This window comes from Colwellia sp. BRX9-1, assembly GCF_014077195.1.
In the GTDB taxonomy this organism is placed as follows: Bacteria; Pseudomonadota; Gammaproteobacteria; order Enterobacterales; family Alteromonadaceae; genus Colwellia_A.
Window position 1 is genome coordinate 85,651 of record NZ_JACGVM010000014.1, and the last position, 17,449, is coordinate 103,099.

At 38.8% G+C, this 17,449-nt stretch carries 16 protein-coding genes; 12 read left to right on the forward strand and 4 right to left on the reverse strand.

The window, feature by feature from the left end; genetic code table 11:
* Nucleotides 1–12 precede the first annotated feature (12 nt).
* Both H4J76_RS13550 and ubiG read right to left on the reverse strand, forming a co-directional pair.
* A complete protein-coding gene (locus tag H4J76_RS13550; RefSeq protein ID WP_220465306.1) occupies nucleotides 13–672 on the reverse strand; it encodes an HAD family hydrolase in 660 nt (219 codons plus the stop codon).
* A 15-nt stretch (nucleotides 673–687) separates the two neighbouring features.
* The gene (gene ubiG / locus H4J76_RS13555) at nucleotides 688–1,410 is read right to left on the reverse strand and encodes a bifunctional 2-polyprenyl-6-hydroxyphenol methylase/3-demethylubiquinol 3-O-methyltransferase UbiG (protein ID WP_182215825.1); all 723 of its coding nucleotides are present in this window, start codon (nucleotides 1,408–1,410) and stop codon (nucleotides 688–690) included.
* A gap of 461 nt (nucleotides 1,411–1,871) precedes the next feature.
* Here ubiG and H4J76_RS13560 point away from each other — a divergent pair, with 461 nt between their 5' ends.
* From H4J76_RS13560 to H4J76_RS13615, 12 genes are all read left to right on the forward strand, one after another.
* A complete protein-coding gene (locus tag H4J76_RS13560) occupies nucleotides 1,872–4,211 on the forward strand; it encodes a S8 family serine peptidase (RefSeq protein WP_182215827.1) in 2,340 nt (779 codons plus the stop codon).
* A gap of 203 nt (nucleotides 4,212–4,414) precedes the next feature.
* Nucleotides 4,415–4,966, forward strand: coding sequence for a DUF962 domain-containing protein (locus H4J76_RS13565; protein WP_182215829.1), 552 nt, complete (start codon nucleotides 4,415–4,417; stop codon nucleotides 4,964–4,966).
* 204 nt (nucleotides 4,967–5,170) lie between these two features.
* Entirely contained in the window at nucleotides 5,171–7,894 is a 2,724-nt protein-coding gene (gene gyrA, locus H4J76_RS13570) for a DNA topoisomerase (ATP-hydrolyzing) subunit A (RefSeq protein WP_182215830.1), read from the forward strand.
* Nucleotides 7,895–8,169: 275 nt separating this feature from the next.
* Nucleotides 8,170–9,258 carry a 3-phosphoserine/phosphohydroxythreonine transaminase gene (serC, locus tag H4J76_RS13575; protein ID WP_182215832.1) on the forward strand — a complete coding sequence of 363 codons (1,089 nt, stop codon included), beginning with the start codon at nucleotides 8,170–8,172 and terminating at the stop codon, nucleotides 9,256–9,258.
* A gap of 145 nt (nucleotides 9,259–9,403) precedes the next feature.
* Complete coding sequence (gene aroA, locus H4J76_RS13580; protein ID WP_182215833.1) at nucleotides 9,404–10,747, forward strand: 3-phosphoshikimate 1-carboxyvinyltransferase; 1,344 nt, start codon at nucleotides 9,404–9,406, stop codon at nucleotides 10,745–10,747.
* A gap of 46 nt (nucleotides 10,748–10,793) precedes the next feature.
* Nucleotides 10,794–11,474, forward strand: a complete 681-nt coding sequence (cmk, locus tag H4J76_RS13585) for a (d)CMP kinase (protein ID WP_182215835.1) — start codon at nucleotides 10,794–10,796, stop codon at nucleotides 11,472–11,474.
* Between the two features lie 122 nt (nucleotides 11,475–11,596).
* The gene (rpsA, locus tag H4J76_RS13590) at nucleotides 11,597–13,258 is read left to right on the forward strand and encodes a 30S ribosomal protein S1 (protein ID WP_070376968.1); all 1,662 of its coding nucleotides are present in this window, start codon (nucleotides 11,597–11,599) and stop codon (nucleotides 13,256–13,258) included.
* A gap of 109 nt (nucleotides 13,259–13,367) precedes the next feature.
* Nucleotides 13,368–13,655: an integration host factor subunit beta gene (ihfB, locus tag H4J76_RS13595; protein WP_070373831.1), complete on the forward strand. Its 288-nt coding sequence runs from the start codon at nucleotides 13,368–13,370 to the stop codon at nucleotides 13,653–13,655.
* 80 nt (nucleotides 13,656–13,735) lie between these two features.
* On the forward strand, nucleotides 13,736–13,978 hold the full coding sequence (locus H4J76_RS13600; protein WP_182215837.1) for a lipopolysaccharide assembly protein LapA domain-containing protein: 243 nt from the start codon (nucleotides 13,736–13,738) through the stop codon (nucleotides 13,976–13,978).
* Between the two features lie 5 nt (nucleotides 13,979–13,983).
* Nucleotides 13,984–15,153 carry a lipopolysaccharide assembly protein LapB gene (gene lapB, locus H4J76_RS13605; protein WP_182215838.1) on the forward strand — a complete coding sequence of 390 codons (1,170 nt, stop codon included), beginning with the start codon at nucleotides 13,984–13,986 and terminating at the stop codon, nucleotides 15,151–15,153.
* A 171-nt stretch (nucleotides 15,154–15,324) separates the two neighbouring features.
* Nucleotides 15,325–16,020: an orotidine-5'-phosphate decarboxylase gene (gene pyrF, locus H4J76_RS13610; RefSeq protein ID WP_182215840.1), complete on the forward strand. Its 696-nt coding sequence runs from the start codon at nucleotides 15,325–15,327 to the stop codon at nucleotides 16,018–16,020.
* A 142-nt stretch (nucleotides 16,021–16,162) separates the two neighbouring features.
* Nucleotides 16,163–16,468 (forward strand): helix-hairpin-helix domain-containing protein, encoded by a 306-nt coding sequence (locus tag H4J76_RS13615; protein ID WP_182215842.1) that lies wholly within the window; start codon nucleotides 16,163–16,165, stop codon nucleotides 16,466–16,468.
* 92 nt (nucleotides 16,469–16,560) lie between these two features.
* Here H4J76_RS13615 and H4J76_RS13620 read toward each other — a convergent pair whose 3' ends face one another.
* Together H4J76_RS13620 and yhbY are read right to left on the reverse strand one after the other, a co-directional pair.
* Nucleotides 16,561–16,914 (reverse strand): rhodanese-like domain-containing protein, encoded by a 354-nt coding sequence (locus H4J76_RS13620; RefSeq protein ID WP_182215843.1) that lies wholly within the window; start codon nucleotides 16,912–16,914, stop codon nucleotides 16,561–16,563.
* 179 nt (nucleotides 16,915–17,093) lie between these two features.
* Nucleotides 17,094–17,390, reverse strand: coding sequence for a ribosome assembly RNA-binding protein YhbY (yhbY, locus tag H4J76_RS13625; RefSeq protein ID WP_070373826.1), 297 nt, complete (start codon nucleotides 17,388–17,390; stop codon nucleotides 17,094–17,096).
* Nucleotides 17,391–17,449 lie beyond the last annotated feature (59 nt).

Below are 17,449 nucleotides of genomic sequence, written 5' to 3' on the forward strand. Positions count from 1 at the left end.
GGCTTAACATTATTACAGTAATGATAAGATATCTAAGGGGGTTTCAGCGTGATAGTCCGCTTGCCAGTTTTTACAATCTTCACCAGCGATAATATAGCCCCACTTTGCAATGACGGTAGTTGCTTGAGCACTATTGCCGGCTTCAATATCACGCAAAGCGTCTCCGACATACAAACATAGCTCACTTGGCACTGATATTTGTTCACAAGCTTTGAGGATAGGCTCTGGGTGTGGTTTTCGGTTGGTGAAAGTATCACCACCAACCAGTGATAAACATTTTTCGAATTCACTATAATAAGGCAATAATAGTCTTGTTAAACCTTCTGGCTTATTCGTGACAACACCCCAAGGAATGTTTCGTTCATTCAACGTCAACAGTAATTGAGCTACGCCAGGATAAAGACAGGTATGTACCGCAATATTTTCTTGGTAATAAGCGAGAAATTCCGCACGTAACACTTCGTAATCATAGTTTTTCAAAGCTTGTGCAAAACCCAGTGTTAATAACCCTAATGCGCCATCAGAAGCGATTGGACGATAATCTTCACGGGCTACTTCTGCTAAGTTATATTTTCGTAAAACGTAGTTAAGTGCAGCACCTAAATCATTGGCGGTATCTAATAAGGTACCGTCAAGATCAAATAATACCCCTGAAATTTTAGTATTTTGCAATGTACTTTCCCTTATTTATATTTTTTGACAACAAAGAATATAATTCACATCTAGTGATGAAATAAGTTTGTGATTCTCTGTCAGCGGGTTGTAATGAATGCCTGCGGCATCAATGCATTTGAGATCAAATGATTCAGCCCAGCCAATTAAGGTCGATGGACGAATAAAACTTTTGTGGTCGTGTGTACCGTCAGGGACTATTTTAAGGACTTTTTCGGCGGCAACAATAGCCAATAAATATGACTTTATTGATTTGTTTAAGGTTGAAAAGAAGACATAACCGCCGGGTTTTACCATTTGAGCGCAAGCTTCTATAATTGAAGCGGGATCGGGTACGTGCTCAAGCATTTCCATACAAGTGACTACATCAAATTTTTCGGGTTGCTCAATCGCTTTGTCTTCGGCAGGTATTTTTTGATAATTGACCGTTAATCCACTCTCCAGCGCATGTAATCTTGCTACATTTAATGGTTCTTCGCCGAGGTCAATCCCAGTAACATCGCCACCAAGTTTGGCTAAACTCTCAGCTAAAATACCCCCACCACAGCCAACATCAATAATTTTTTTACCAAAAATGTCGCCGACATGCTGACAAATAAATTGTCGTCGAATAGGGTTTATTTGATGCAATGGTTTAAAATCACCATCAAGGTCCCACCACTGGCTTGCAACCTTTTCAAATTTGGCAATTTCTTCTTCATTTACGTTAACAGCTTTAGTGTTGTTAGTTGTCGACATTACATTTTCATTATTTTAATCAATTATTGTCAGTAATTCTAAACTAAAGTAAATGGTTCGCCTAGTACTGAACGTTGAGTTTGTTATCCTCGTTAAAAGTGGATAAGTCATATGCTAATGCAGACGAGCCAAGGCTGAGAAAAGTAGGGCACATTAAGACTTTTTATCGCTACTATCTTACTCACTACTGATTTTTATCGGCTATAAATACCCTTGATTTAAGCCTTTATCCACTAACATCGAGCAGTAAAAAGAAAGTTTAATATTATAACTCGTTGCTTTTTATGTAATTATCACTCTTATTGTTGTTTCTTTTATTTAACATTTAAATAACATGCTTGTAATATATTAAACCTTGATGTTATGGTCATTGCTGCTTCGATAATGATGTATCACTCTCATTTGAAATTCCCCCAGCAAAAAAATAATAATTAAAATTAACTTAATAGGTAGGAATATAGATGTCGAATAAGATAACAAAGAAATCATTAATATTGACCACTGCTAGTATATTGTCGGTATCAATATCGACAGCACTTTACGCTGCCCAACCGCTTAGCGTACAAAACGCAGATAATGTATTATCTGAAGTGACCAGTTCACCTTTACCCAAACGCTTTATTATCAAATACAAGCAAGCAGCTAATAACCAAGCAGCCAGCAATCAAGCAACGAGTTTCATTGGTAGCCAAAACGCCTTTGTTCGTCTTGCCGCTGTTAAGGAAAAATTAAAGAAATTGCGGGTCAATGTTAAAGCCGAATTTCCAGATGTAAATATGATCAGTGCTGAGCTATCTTCATCACAAGCGATGAATTTAGCGATGGACGATAATGTCGAATACGTAGAAGAAGATCTACCACGTCGCTTTATGGCACAAACGGTGCCTTATGGTATTGGTATGGTTCAAGCCGATCAAGTTGACGATATGATTGCTTCTGCCAATGCTGGCGGTAAGAAAATATGTATTATTGATTCAGGTTTAGACCTACCTCATGAAGACATGGGGGCACAAGGAGGCACAATAACTGGCACAAGCAATAGTGGTACAGGTAACTGGTATGATCAAGGTGGTCCACACGGTACTCACGTAGCAGGAACAATTGCCGCGCTTAACAATGGTATTGGTGTTCGCGGTGTTATTGGCACCGATCCTAATTTGCACATTATAAAAGTATTTAATGCCGCGGGCTGGGGATATTCTTCAACACTTGTTAGTGCTATTAATGATTGTGTCAGTAACGGCGCAGACGTTATTAATATGAGCTTAGGTGGTTCTGGTTCAAGTACCAGCGAACAAAATGGTATTCAAGCGGCCTATGATGCAGGCGTTTTACTTATAGCTGCAGCCGGTAATGATGGTGTTGCTACAGCAACTACTGATTTAGAAAGCTTTCCTGCTTCTTACGATGCAGTGATGTCAGTTGCTGCTGTTGACAGTAATAAAGCCTTAGCTGACTTTTCACAAAAAAATAGCCAAGTAGAGATATCTGGTCCAGGTGTTGATGTTTATTCTATTTATCCTGAAGGTTTAGGTTCAGTCGTTGAAGTATCTGTCGCTAATGTCGGTTATACCGCTAATGCGATGGAAAACCAAGGTCAAGCAACGGGTTCTCTCTATGATTTTGCCACGGGCGAAACTATAGATACAGGCGCTGCAGGTAGTGTTTGTTTAATTCAACGTGGCAATATTTCGTTTTACGATAAAGTTAAAGCTTGTCAAGACAGCGGGGGTGTAGGCGCAATTCTTTATAACAATGCACCGGGAAGCTTTGGTGGCACATTAGGTGACGCAAACGCAACCTCTATCCCAAGTGTTACCGTATCTGATACGGACGGCGCAGCGATGAAAAATAATATTGGCTTAAGCGCCAGTATAAATATTGGCGCGGGTAATTATGGCAAAATGAGTGGTACTTCAATGGCATCTCCTCATGTTGCTGGTGTTGCTGCCTTGGTGTGGAGTCATCACCCAAGCTGTACTAACGTTGAAATTCGTAACGTATTAAATAGTAGTGCACAAGATTTAGGTGCTGCGGGTCGCGATGTCAAATTTGGTTATGGTTTAGCCCAAACTAAAGATGCGATCGATTACATTACCGCGAATGGATGTGATGGCTCTGGCGGTGACACTGGCGGTGGTGGTGGAACAATACCAGATACTGTCCTTGAAAATGGTCAGGTTAAAACTGAGTTAACGGCTGCAACGGGTAATGATTTAGTTTTCACCATGGAAGTACCTGCTGGCGCAACAGATATTAATTTTGCTATGACAGGTGGTAGTGGTGATGCAGATTTATATGTGAAGTTTGGTGCTGAGCCAACCGACAGTGTTTACGATTGTCGCCCTTATAAATCAGGTAATGTTGAATCGTGTGCAAGTACGCAAGCCGGTGGCACTTACTACGTAAGACTTAAAGCCTATAGTGATTTTGCTGGTGTTAGTTTAACGGGGAGTTACACTGAACCTACTACGGGTGGTGGTAATACGATTAATCCGATTGATAGCACAATTAATAATGTTACTGTTGCAAGAAGAACATGGAAACGTTACACCCTTGACTTAGCCGATGGTTATGCCGATTTAACGGTTACACTTTCAGGTGGTTCAGGTGATGCAGATTTATATGTAACACAAGGTAAACAGTCAACAACGTCTGTTTATGATTGTCGTCCTTATAAAAATGGTAACAATGAAGCTTGTAACTTTACCGACCCAGCTAAAGGTGTATGGTATGTGGATATCTACGGTTATTCAGCAGCTTCAGGGATGACATTAAATCTACAAGCTACACCCAAATAACCTAAAGAAAGGGGCAACCCGTTCACTTTATGTTGATAAATAAAACCCTGCTTCGGCAGGGTTTTTTATTATGAGCAACCGAATCAATAGAACAATATAGCGACTTGGCGTAAAATGCATTGTAATTGTATCTTGATGTTGAGTAGCTATAGCGATAAATTATTGCTTAACAAGTAAGATGAGATAAACCCTAAGAGGTCATAATGAAATCAGTAGTAGAACAACTATCCACTTATAAAAGTGTCCATTTAAATAGAAAAAACATTAACAGCCACTTTATTGGTGTGCCGATGATTATTTGGTCAATTGCCTTATTACTGGCCAGTGTTTCCTTTGAAATTGAATCAACATTTATTAATAATTACTTAGGTATTGAACAGGTTAACTTTACTTTGGCAGGCATAGTACCGGTTATTGTGCTGTTTTATTATCTATTGTTATCGTTGCCACTGGCACTATTCGCGTTTATTTTATTTGGCCCTTTAATGTGGAGTGTTCATGAAGTTGTGACAGCAGAACATCATATTCTAATTGCTATCGGCGTTTTCGTTATTGGTTGGGTTATCCAATTTATTGGTCATCACTATGAAAAAGCAAAACCTGCTTTTCTCGATGATATTAATCAATTACTTATTGGTCCATTGTTTGTTATCGCTGAAGTTTATTTTTTACTTGGCTTGGGTAAAGTTTTAGATAAAACTATTACTGAAAAAGCGATTGCAAAACGCCGTGTTTTTGAACAACAAAAATCTTAACAATATTGAGGCAGATAAAATGCTGAACAATAAATAACCACTTGGGGATTTGTGACTTTTCAGCACGGCCATTTTTAGTGCTTTTTAGATAATAAAGCGGTATGGCATCTCATTAAAACTATGCTAGTATGCTGTGTTAATTAATAATTATAATTTCGAAAAAACTTTCAAAATTCTTGCTAAGTTAAGGGATACCATCGACTTATGACCGATTTGTCAAACAATGTTGTACCTGTCAATATTGAAGATGAGCTAAAAAATTCTTATCTAGATTACGCTATGAGCGTAATTGTAGGTCGTGCATTACCAGATGTACGAGACGGCTTAAAACCTGTTCATCGCCGCGTATTATTCGCGATGAATGTACTTGGTAATGACTTCAATAAACCTTACAAAAAATCAGCACGTGTTGTTGGTGATGTAATAGGTAAATACCACCCACATGGCGACACTGCCGTTTACGATACAATAGTACGTATGGCGCAACCATTTTCATTACGCTACATGCTAGTAGATGGTCAAGGTAACTTTGGTTCGGTTGACGGTGACTCTGCAGCAGCAATGCGTTATACCGAAATCAGAATGTCAAAAATAGCACATTCTATTTTAGCCGATCTTGATAAAGAAACGGTAGATTTTGTACCTAACTATGACGGTACTGAATATATACCTGTTGTTATGCCAACGCGTATTCCTAATTTATTAGTGAATGGTACCTCAGGTATCGCGGTAGGTATGGCAACCAATATACCTCCTCACAATTTAACAGAAGTGATAAACGGTTGTTTAGCACTGATTGAAAATAGTGATTTGACCTTTGAAGAGATATTAGAACATATACCTGGTCCTGATTTTCCGACAGCCGGTATTATCAGTGGTCGTGCCGGTATCGAAGAAGCTTACCGTACTGGTCGTGGCAAAATTAAAATTCGCGCCCGTGCCGATATCGAAGTTCATGAAACAACCGGTAAAGAAACGATTGTTGTTCATGAGTTACCTTATCAAGTAAACAAAGCGCGCCTTATCGAAAAGATGGCGGAGCTGGTAAAAGAAAAACGCCTTGAAGGTATTTCAGCGCTACGCGATGAGTCTGATAAAGACGGCATGCGCATGGTTATTGAAATTAAACGTGGAGAAGTCGGTGAAGTTGTTTTAAATAACTTGTACAAACTTACCCAAATGCAAGTTTCTTTTGGTTTAAATATGGTGGCGTTAACTAACGGCCAACCTAAATTATTTAATATCAAAGAAATGCTTGAAGAGTTTATCCTTCATCGCCGTGAAGTTGTTACTCGTCGTACTATCTTTGAATTACGTAAAGCACGTGAACGCGCGCATTTACTAGAAGGTTTGTCGATTGCATTAGCGAACATTGACCCGATTATTGAATTAATTAAAAATTCACCAACGCCAAGTGAAGCAAAAGAAAAACTGCTGGCTCGTGGTTGGGATTTAGGTAATGTTGCCGATATGCTCAGCGCCGCTGGTGATGACGCAGCACGTCCTGAATGGGTTGAAGAAGGTTTCGGTATTCAAGACGGTCAATACTTCTTAACTATGCAACAAGCACAAGCGATATTAGATCTTCGCTTACATAAGTTGACTGGTTTAGAACACGAAAAAATCTTATCTGAATACAAAGCATTACTCGATATTATCGCTGAGTTATTACATATATTAGGTTCGCCTGAACGTTTAATGGAAATTATTCGTGAAGAGCTAGAAACTATCCGTAATGATTTTGGTGATGAACGTCGTACTGAAATTACTAATGCTTCGCATGACTTATCGATGGAAGACTTGATCACAGAAGAAGATGTTGTGGTTACGTTATCGCATGAAGGTTATGTTAAATACCAAGTGTTAAGTGACTATCAAGCACAACGCCGTGGCGGTAAAGGTAAAGCAGCGACTAAGATGAAAGAAGAAGATTTCATTGAACGTTTACTCATTGCCAATACCCACGATACTATTTTGTGTTTCTCAGATCGCGGAAAACTCTACTGGTTGAAAGTATTCCAATTACCTTTAGCGAGTCGTACTGCTCGTGGCCGACCTATTGTTAATATTTTACCGCTTGATGCAGGTGAACGTATTACCGCAATATTACCGGTTCGTGAATATGCAGAAGACAAGTTTATTATCATGGCAACGGCTTCAGGTACTGTTAAGAAAACAGCACTTACCGCTTACAAAAACCAACGTGCTAACGGTATTATAGCCCTTAACTTACGTGATGATGACACCTTAATTGGCGTTGCTATTACCGACGGTTACAACGATATTATGTTGTTCTCGGATGCGGGTAAAGTTGTTCGTTTTAATGAGAAACTTCGTGACAGTGAAACGGGTGAAATTAAATTAGACGCAGAAACAGGTGAAGAACGCTGGGCATTAAAACCTATCGGACGAACCGGCACTGGTGTTCGTGGTATTAAGTTAGAAGGTGATCAAAAGGTTGTGTCACTTATTGTGCCAGTTAATGATGGCCCAATATTAACAATAACCGAAAATGGCTTTGGTAAACGTACCGCGTTAACGGAATACCCAGCGAAAAGTCGTGCGACTAAAGGTGTTGTTTCTATTAAAGTCAGCGACCGAAATGGCCCAGTAGTTGGCGCTGTTCAGGTTGAAGATTTAGATGAAATAATGCTTATCACTGATAACGGTACTTTAGTGCGTACTCGTGTTAATGAAGTCAGTGTTATTGGTCGTAATACTCAAGGTGTTCGTATTATTAGAACGGTTGAAGGCGAACATGTTGTTGCATTGCAACGTATTGACGAAATAGAAGAAGAAGACGTTCTCGAAGGAGCGGAAGAAACTTCTGAGCAGTTAATAGATTCGACAACTGACAGTACTTCAACAGAGGTATTGCCAGAAGCTGATAGTGATGAAGAACAACTCATCGAAAGTGATAACGAATAGTTACCGCTAAAAATTCAGTTTAAAGGGCGGCTAATCACCGCCCTTTTTATGTTCAGGACGAACGGTATGTCACGATCACATGGATGTGAATGAGTGACGATGTTCAGGACGAACGGTATTAAGCAAATGCAGGAGCATATCTCCATTTGATGAGCAGTCTTATTTTACCCAAGAGAATGTTGACCAAATTGATGTTTATAATAAAAATAATTAAAACAGTTTGACCAAGTGCATCGACAAACGTATTTAAAACTTTATAGAAGGTGTTGTGTTATATGTCTCAAGTATTTAACTTTTGTGCCGGTCCTGCGATGTTACCTGTAGAGGTAATGAAAAAAGCACAAGTGGAATTTGTCAATTGGCAAGATACCGGTAGTTCAGTGATGGAGCTGAGTCACCGCAGTAAAGAGTTTTTGGTAGTAGCAGCAAAAGCCGAAGCGGATTTACGTGATTTGATGGCAATACCAGAAAATTACAGTGTCTTGTTTTGTCATGGTGGTGGTCGAGGTCAATTTTCTGCGGTCCCTTTAAATTTACTACCAAAAGGCAAATCAGCCGATTATATTATTTCTGGCTCTTGGTCAAAAGCTGCCGCTGCAGAAGCTGAGCATTATGGTGAAATAAAGGCGATCAATGTTGTCAGTAAGGTTGAAGGCGAAACTCACGTATTATCAAGTAACGAGTGGGGCTTAAACCCTAACGCTGCCTTTGTACATTACTGCCCGAATGAGACCGTTGACGGTATCGAGATGTTTGATATTCCAGAAACTCATGGGGTGCCACTGGTTGCTGATATGTCGTCAACCATTTTGTCTCATGAAATTGATGTTAAAAAATTCGGTCTTATCTATGCCGGTGCGCAAAAAAATATTGGTCCCTCTGGTCTAACTATTGTTATTGTACGTAATGACTTATTAGGGAATGCTCAATTAACAACCCCGTCAATCATGAATTATCAGGTGTTAGCAAAGAACGATTCAATGTACAATACGCCGCCAACCTATGCATGGTATTTAGCCGGCTTAGTGTTTGAATGGTTAAAAGAGCGTGGCGGTGTTAAAGAAATTTCAAAGATAAACAAACAAAAAGCTGAGGTTTTATATGGTTATATTGATGAAAGCGCGTTTTATCAAAATCATATTGAAGCAAAGTATCGTAGTCTAATGAATGTTCCCTTTTGGTTAACAGATGAAAGCTTGAATGATGAGTTTTTAAAACAAGCAGAAGCGCAGGGATTAATGGCTTTAAAGGGTCATCGTATGGTGGGTGGTATGCGTGCCAGTATCTATAATGCTATGCCATTAGCAGGTATAACTGCGTTGGTTGCTTTTATGAAAGAATTTTCCGCTAAAAACAGCAAGTAATAACAGCAAGTAATAACAGGCAAAGTAATCGTTTTATCTTTGTTTCATCGCTCGTTTATAGTGCTGGCGAGCAACATAAGTAATTATATTTAGTAAAAGTGATTGAAAAATTGTCATAAAACAACATTAATTTAATGGAAAAAAAATGTCTCAAGTAAATAAAACATTAACTATCACCACAGGCCTTGCCGGAAAAGTATCCGGAGATATCATTGTACCAGGTGACAAGTCATGTTCGCATCGCTCTATTATGTTTGGCTCTTTAGCTGAAGGTACCACGCATGTTTCGGGTTTCTTACCTGGAGACGATTGTTTAGCAACAATGAATGCATTTAAGGCGATGGGCATAAAAATAGAAGGCCCTGACAAGCAACAAAATGTTGTTATTCATGGCAAAGGTTTGCGTGGTTTGACCGCACCTCAAGAAGCTTTAAATATTGGTAATTCAGGAACAACTATCCGATTAATGTCGGGATTACTCGCCGGACAAAATTTTGCTTGGCAAATGGCTGGTGACAGTTCTTTAAATAAACGTCCTATGGCACGCGTTGTTGACCCATTAAAATTAATGGGTGCAAATATCTCTGCTGCCGAAAACGGTACGCCACCGGTTATTTCACAAGGTATTGATGAAGGTCAAACCTTAACCGCGATTCATTACGACTTGCCAATGGCCAGTGCGCAAGTAAAATCTTGTGTATTACTTGCGGGAATTTATGCCGACGGCATTACCTCGGTAACCGAACCCGGTATTACTCGCGATCACACTGAACGCATGTTGACCGCTTTTGGTTATCCGGTAAAGGTTGAAGATACCCCGATGGGTAAAAAGGTTTCCATTGAAGGCGGCCATCAATTAACGGCTTGCGACATTCAAGTACCTGGCGATATTTCATCAGCAACATTTTTTATGGTTGCGGGTTTAATTGCTAAAGAAGGGCAGTTGACTATTCGTAATGTGGGTATGAACCCAACGCGTATTGGCGCTATTAATATTTTACAGCAGATGAATGGCGATTTGAGCATCATTAACGAGCGTATGGCGGGCGGAGAGCCTGTTGCTGATGTTGTGGTTAAATCATCACCATTAAAAGGTATTGATATTAACGAACGTGATGTACCGCTTGCCATTGATGAGTTCCCGGCGATATTTATTGCGGCTGCTTGTGCTGAAGGTACAACACGGTTACGTGGTGCAGAAGAATTAAGAGTGAAAGAAAGCGATCGCATCCAAGCAATGGCTGATGGCTTAAAAGAATTAGATATTGACTGTACTGTTTATGATGACGGTATAGATATTGTTGGTGGGCAATTAACATCAGGGACTATTCATAGTCATGATGACCACCGTATTGCCATGTCTTTTGCGATTAGCTCATTACGAGCTACTGGCGAAATTCAAATTTTAGAGTGTGACAATGTAGCGACTTCGTTCCCTAATTTTGTCACCTTAGCAAACCAAGTGGGACTAACACTCAATCAAGCTTAAATTAAGTGACTAACTTAGTTTAACTAGCTTTAGTGTAGATAAAAATATGATAGAACAAATACCGGTAATAACTATAGATGGACCTAGTGGAGCAGGTAAGGGCACAGCCGCACGTTTAGTTGCAGAGCAACTTGGCTGGCACTTGCTTGACAGCGGAGCTATTTATCGTGTGCTTGCAGTGGCGACATTGCATCACCATTTAACTATCGAAGATGAAGAATCCTTGATCCCCATTGCTGCTCATTTAGACGTGCAATTTGAAATAACCAGTCAAGGTGAAGGAAAAGTTATTTTAGAAGGCGAAGATGTTAGTAATAGCATACGCACAGAAGAAGTCGGTGCTATCGCTTCTAAAATAGCAGCCTTCCCTCGAGTGCGTGAAGCGCTTTTACGTCGCCAACGTGCTTTTAAAGTCGCTCCTGGGCTTGTCGCTGATGGAAGAGACATGGGAACAATCGTTTTTAGTAACGCACCGGTTAAAGTATTTTTAACCGCTTCTGCAGAAGAACGAGCACAACGTCGATTTAATCAGTTGAAAGAGAAAGGTTTTGATGTTAAAATCGGGCGCCTTTTGGATGACATACGTCAGCGAGATGAGCGAGATCAGACCCGTACGGTCGCTCCCCTTATCCCAGCAGAAGGTGCGTTAATTGTTGATTCTACTGATCTTTCTATTGATGAAGTGGTCGCTAAGATTTTAACATTTGCCAATGGCAAGTTAACGTAAACGAAGCTATATAGCTTCAAAAATCAACCTATAGCCTACTGTACGGATGCACTGGGCACTATTAAATAACCCCATGAAACATTGATGTTGACTGGATTAATAACTGAGTTTATATGCAAGTTATGACTGAAAATTTCGCACAACTATTTGAAGAAAGTTTAAAAGAAATCGAAACACGCCCTGGTTCAATTATCAAAGGTACGATTGTCGCTATTACTAAAGACAATGTTATCGTTGATGCTGGCCTTAAATCTGAAAGTGTTATTGACATTAACCAGTTTAAAAACAACGCTGGTGAAGTTGATGTAAGCGTTGGCGATGAAGTCGACGTATCTCTTAAAGCTACAGATGACGGTTTTGGTGAAACTATTCTTTCACGTGATGACGCTAAACGTCATGAAGCGTGGCAAGTGCTTGAGAAAGCATATGAAGAAAAAGAAACTGTTATCGGTGTTATCAACGGTAAAGTTAAAGGTGGTTTCACGGTTGAAGTTAGCGATATTCGTGCTTTCTTACCGGGTTCATTAGTAGATGTTCGCCCAATTCGCGATACAACTCACCTTGAAGGCAAAGAATTAGAATTTAAAGTTATTAAGCTTGATCAAAAGCGTAATAACGTTGTTGTTTCTCGTCGTGCCGTTATCGAATCTGAAAGCAGCGTAGAACGTGATGCATTGTTAGAGTCATTAGCAGAAGGCCTAGAAGTTAAAGGTATCGTTAAGAACCTTACTGACTACGGCGCATTCGTAGACTTAGGCGGCATTGACGGCTTACTACACATTACAGATATGGCTTGGAAGCGCGTTAAGCACCCAAGTGAAATCGTAAATGTTGGTGACGAAATACAAGTTAAAGTATTGAAGTTTGACCGTGAGCGCACTCGTGTATCTCTAGGTATGAAGCAGTTAGGTGAAGATCCATGGGTAGCAATTGCTAAGCGTTACCCTGAAGGCGCTAAACTTACTGGTCGTGTAACTAACTTAACTGACTACGGTTGTTTTGTTGAAATCCAAGAAGGCGTTGAAGGTTTAGTTCACGTTTCTGAAATGGATTGGACTAACAAGAACATCCACCCGTCTAAAGTTGTTAACTTAGGTGACACGGTTGAAGTTATGGTATTAGAAATTGACGAAGAACGTCGTCGTATTTCTTTAGGCCTTAAACAGTGTATCGCTAACCCTTGGGAAGAGTTCGCTAAGAACTTCAACAAAGGCGACAAAGTATCAGGTAAGATCAAGTCAATTACTGACTTTGGTATCTTTATTGGTCTTGACGGCGGCATTGATGGTCTTGTTCACTTATCTGATATTTCATGGGCTGGCGGTGAAGAAGCTGTTCGTGAATACAAGAAAGGTGATGAAATATCAGCTGTAGTTCTACAAGTTGACCCTGAGCGCGAACGTATTTCTTTAGGTGTTAAGCAAACTGAAGATGATCCGTTTAATCAGTACCTTGCAGATACTAAGAAAGGTGCTATTGTTACAGGTAAGGTTATCGAAGTAGATGCTAAAGGCGCTAAAATTGAATTAGCCGAAGGCGTTGAAGGATACCTACGCGTATCTGATATTTCTAGTGAGCGTATCGAAGATGCGTCAACTGAATTATCTGTTGGTGATAGTGTTGAGACTAAGTTTATGGGTGTGGATCGTAAGAACCGTGCTATCAGCTTATCAATCAAAGCTAAAGACCAAGCTGAAGAACGTGAAGCTATGGATAACCTAAACCAAGTTGAAGAAACTGGTTTAAGTGCAATGGCTGCAGCGTTTAAAAACGCTAAAAACTAATTTAGACACTTGAAGGTGAGAAGTGTTTGAAATATAACGCTTCTCTTCGTTTAAAATCCATTGGCGAGAAGGTACTATTAACTTCAAACTAGTGAACACAGGAGGTCAAATGACCAAATCTGAACTTATTGAAAGATTAGCCGATAAATTAAGTCATTTATCAGCGAGAGATGTTGAACAGTCTATTAAAGAAATCTTAGAAATGATGGCACAAACCTTGTCAAAAGGTGAGCGTATTGAAATTCGTGGTTTTGGTAGTTTTTCATTACATTTTCGTGCTCCTCGTGTTGGACGTAACCCTAAGACTGGCGAATCCGTTGAGTTGGCAGGTAAATACGTTCCTCATTTTAAACCTGGAAAAGAGTTACGTGAAAGAGTAAATCTTTCAATAGCGTAATTGATAAATTATCAATAAAACGGCATGCTATAATGGTATGCCGTTTTTTTTAACTTAATTTTCATCATAGGTAACTTATTTTGCGTATTTATATTACAGCGTTTTTCCTGTTCAGCTTACTAGTCATCGCTTTTATTTTTGGTAGTCAAAATGAGCAGACCTTAACATTGAATTATCTCATCGCCCGAACTGAATTATCAGTTGCTGCGGCTGTCAGTTTATTTACCACTTTGGGCTTTGTACTGGGCTTACTCTTTGCATTATTGTGGAAGTTTGTTCGAATGATAAAACCTAAAAAATCATCCTCTAAAGAATCAGTGTAAATTATATGTTAGAACTATTGTTCTTATTACTCCCTGTTGCAATGGGCTATGGCTGGTTCATGGGTCGTAATAGTGTTAAACAAAATGATCACTCAGCTAAACAAGCCTTGTCGATAAAATATTCAACAGGCTTAAATTACCTCCTATCAAATCAACAAGATAAAGCGATCGACTACTTACTAGAAGCCCTTAAAGTTGAAGATGATACTGTTGAAGCACATTTTGCCATGGCTAATTTATTTCGTCGCCGTGGTGAGCTCGACCGCGCATTAAAAGTGCATGAGCACTTAGTTAGACAGAAACATCTACCCGCTAAAGATAAGCAACAAGCTGCTTTTGAGCTAGGTAAAGATTTTTTTAGTGCCGGCTTATACGACCGCGCTGAAACCATGTTTGAAAAGCTACTTAAATCAAAACACTATGGCTTAAAATCCCTTGATTATTTAATGCGTATTTACCAGTCTACTAAAGATTGGTCAAAAGGCATCAGTCATAAAAAAGCCATTGTTAAAACTAAAGATAAAAAACTTCTTCATAACTTAGCTAATTTTTATTGTGAATTAGCGACAACAGCCTTAGCAGAAGATAACTTTATTGAAGTCATAGAGTTATTAGAGTTGGCGTTGATTTATGATGCTAATTCTTGTCGTGCTAATTGGTTATTAGCTCAAATTTATGAAAAGCATCAACAGTTCAATGAAGCCTGCGGATGCTATCAAGACATCTATCTTCAGGATAAAGAATTCTTTCCTGATGTTATTGATGAAATGCAAAATTGTTATCATCAGTTAGATGCCGACGATGAATATTTTAAATTTATTAGAAAAGTTTATGATGAAACCGGTGGTTCGAGCGCACTGATAAAATACTTAAGTCACCTTGAAGCTAAATATGGCAACGAAAAAGCGAAAGAATTTATTTTACTTGCTTTGAAAAAGCGTCCAACCATTAAAGGCTTTAAGCATTTTATTAAGATGCAAATGGTTAACTCTACCGAGCATGACAACACCGAAAATTTAGAGATGATCAAAGAATTGATTGGCGCTTATTTGAATCTAAAACCGCGTTATAGTTGTCGAACCTGTGGTTTTAATAGCAGTAAACATTATTGGGCGTGTCCTTCATGCCATGACTGGGAACAATTGAAACCAGTGCGGGGCCTTGAAGGAGAATAATTACCGATTTCTTCGCCCTAAGACTCAATAGCGTCTTCAAAAGTACTCATTGACTTTCGTCAGCTCCGTGCTTTTTCTTTGCTCTTGAACCTTAGGACTTTGAACTCAAAAATTATTAAAGAATTAAGAATTAAGAATTAAGAATTAAGAATTAAGAATTGAGGATTGAGTATGAATGATGCAAAAGTAGTTGTTGCCCTAGATTTCGATAAAAAAGCGGATGCGCTTGCATTCGTTGATAAGATTCAACCAAAGGATTGTCGTTTAAAAGTGGGTAAAGAAATGTTTACTCATTTTGGACCTGCGTTTGTTAAAGAATTGACGGGTCGCGGCTTCGATGTCTTTTTAGATTTAAAGTTCCACGATATTCCTAACACCGTAGCAAAAGCGGTAACCGCTGCTGCAGAGATGGGGGTGTGGATGGTTAATGTTCATGCCAGTGGTGGACATGAAATGATGGTTAAAGCTAAACAGGCATTAGAAAAATACGGTGATAACGCCCCATTACTTATTGCCGTCACTGTTTTAACCAGTATGAGTGAAGAAGATTTACTGGGCTTAGGTATTACGCGAACGCCAGCCGAGCAAGTGATGCTGCTAGCAAAGTTGACAAAAGAAGCTGGCCTTGATGGTGTTGTTTGTTCAGCACAGGAAGCTCAAAGCCTGAAAAGCGCTTTAGGTAAAGACTTTAAGCTTATCACGCCAGGTATTAGACCTGCAGGTGCCGCCAGTGATGATCAAAAACGTATTATGACGCCAGAGCAGGCAATGGCCGTTGGTGTTGATTATTTAGTTATTGGCAGACCTATTACTCAAGCTGAAAACCCACAGCAAGTTTTGCAGTCGATTAATTTATCGCTTAATTAAGGTCAATTAGCATAATTTTATTAATGGCTATAAATTGACAAAAGTAAAATTTTATCCTAAACCTATTAACGTCTTATTAATAATAAATTAACAGTTTATTGTTTGTGAGGCGTAATGGAATTTACAATAAAAGGATATAATCATGATTAATTTTTCAAAAATCTTACTTATTTGCCTGACCTTTACTTTTTCGTCATTAAGCTTTGCTGAAAGTGTCGGTGGTAATGAGCCCAATGCCAATGTTAATCAAATTGACGAGCGTATTGATATAAACCATGCTGATATTAAGACCTTATCCTTATTAAAAGGCATAGGCATGAAAAAAGCGGCAGCCATTGTCAAATACCGAAATGAAAACGGTAAGTTTATCTCGGTCGAAGACTTGTTGAATGTTAAAGGTATTGGCGGGCAAATATTAGCGTTAAATAAATCAAAACTAACGATCTAGTATTCCTTGAAGAGATAAAAAGGCTAAACAAATCAATTGTTTAGCCTTTTCAATTTTACTCTTAAGTAAAATGTAGGGTTATTGTCGCGATGCTAACTTTTTTCTTGTGCAGAACAAACATCATTATGCTGACATATAATAGCCCAAACATTTTTATAGCCTAAACGGTTTAATTGTTCAGCAGCAAGACTCGCCCGGCCGCCGGTTGCACAATGAAGATATATACGCTGGTCTTCATCAGTCGTGCAGCTACCAATATTCATCTCTAAAACACCACGTGGAATATTAACTGAATTTATCACTGGGCTAGTGGCAACTTCTTGCGCTTCACGCACGTCAATAAAGAGGCTTTTCTCTTTTTTCGCACTTAGGTAAGCATCATGAGCCGATGTAGTTTGAATGTTTTTTCTAATTTCAGCTATCAGTGTCGGGATAGTTTTCAACATTTATAAATGCCTTAATATTTAATGATTAAAAAGAGTCAATATCGTTTTTCTATTACAGCTACATTAGGATATCCTAATATAGTTGTCAATAATGTAATCTTTAAATGTCAGTCTGCGTGTAGTCATAAATTTTAGACATAAAAAAAGAGCCGAAGCTCTTTTAGATAAGAATGTAAAAATTAAATTTTTGGAATTCTTATTTTCTTTTCTGGTGACTGACGATAAATAATTAATGTTTTACCAATTACTTGAACTTTAATTGACGCTGTTTCACGGCAAATAGCTTCAACAATTAATGCTTTACTGTCACGATCATCGGTTGGGATTTTAATTTTAATTAATTCATGATGATTTAATGAATAATCAATTTCGGCAACTACTGCCTCTGTTAAGCCGTTGTTACCCAATAAAACCACTGGTTTCAATGGGTGCGCAAGACCTTTTAAATACTGTATTTGTTTTTTATTTAGGCTCATTAACAATTTTCGTTACAAGTTAGCTTGAATTAATACTATTTTACCTCCATCTACTCTGT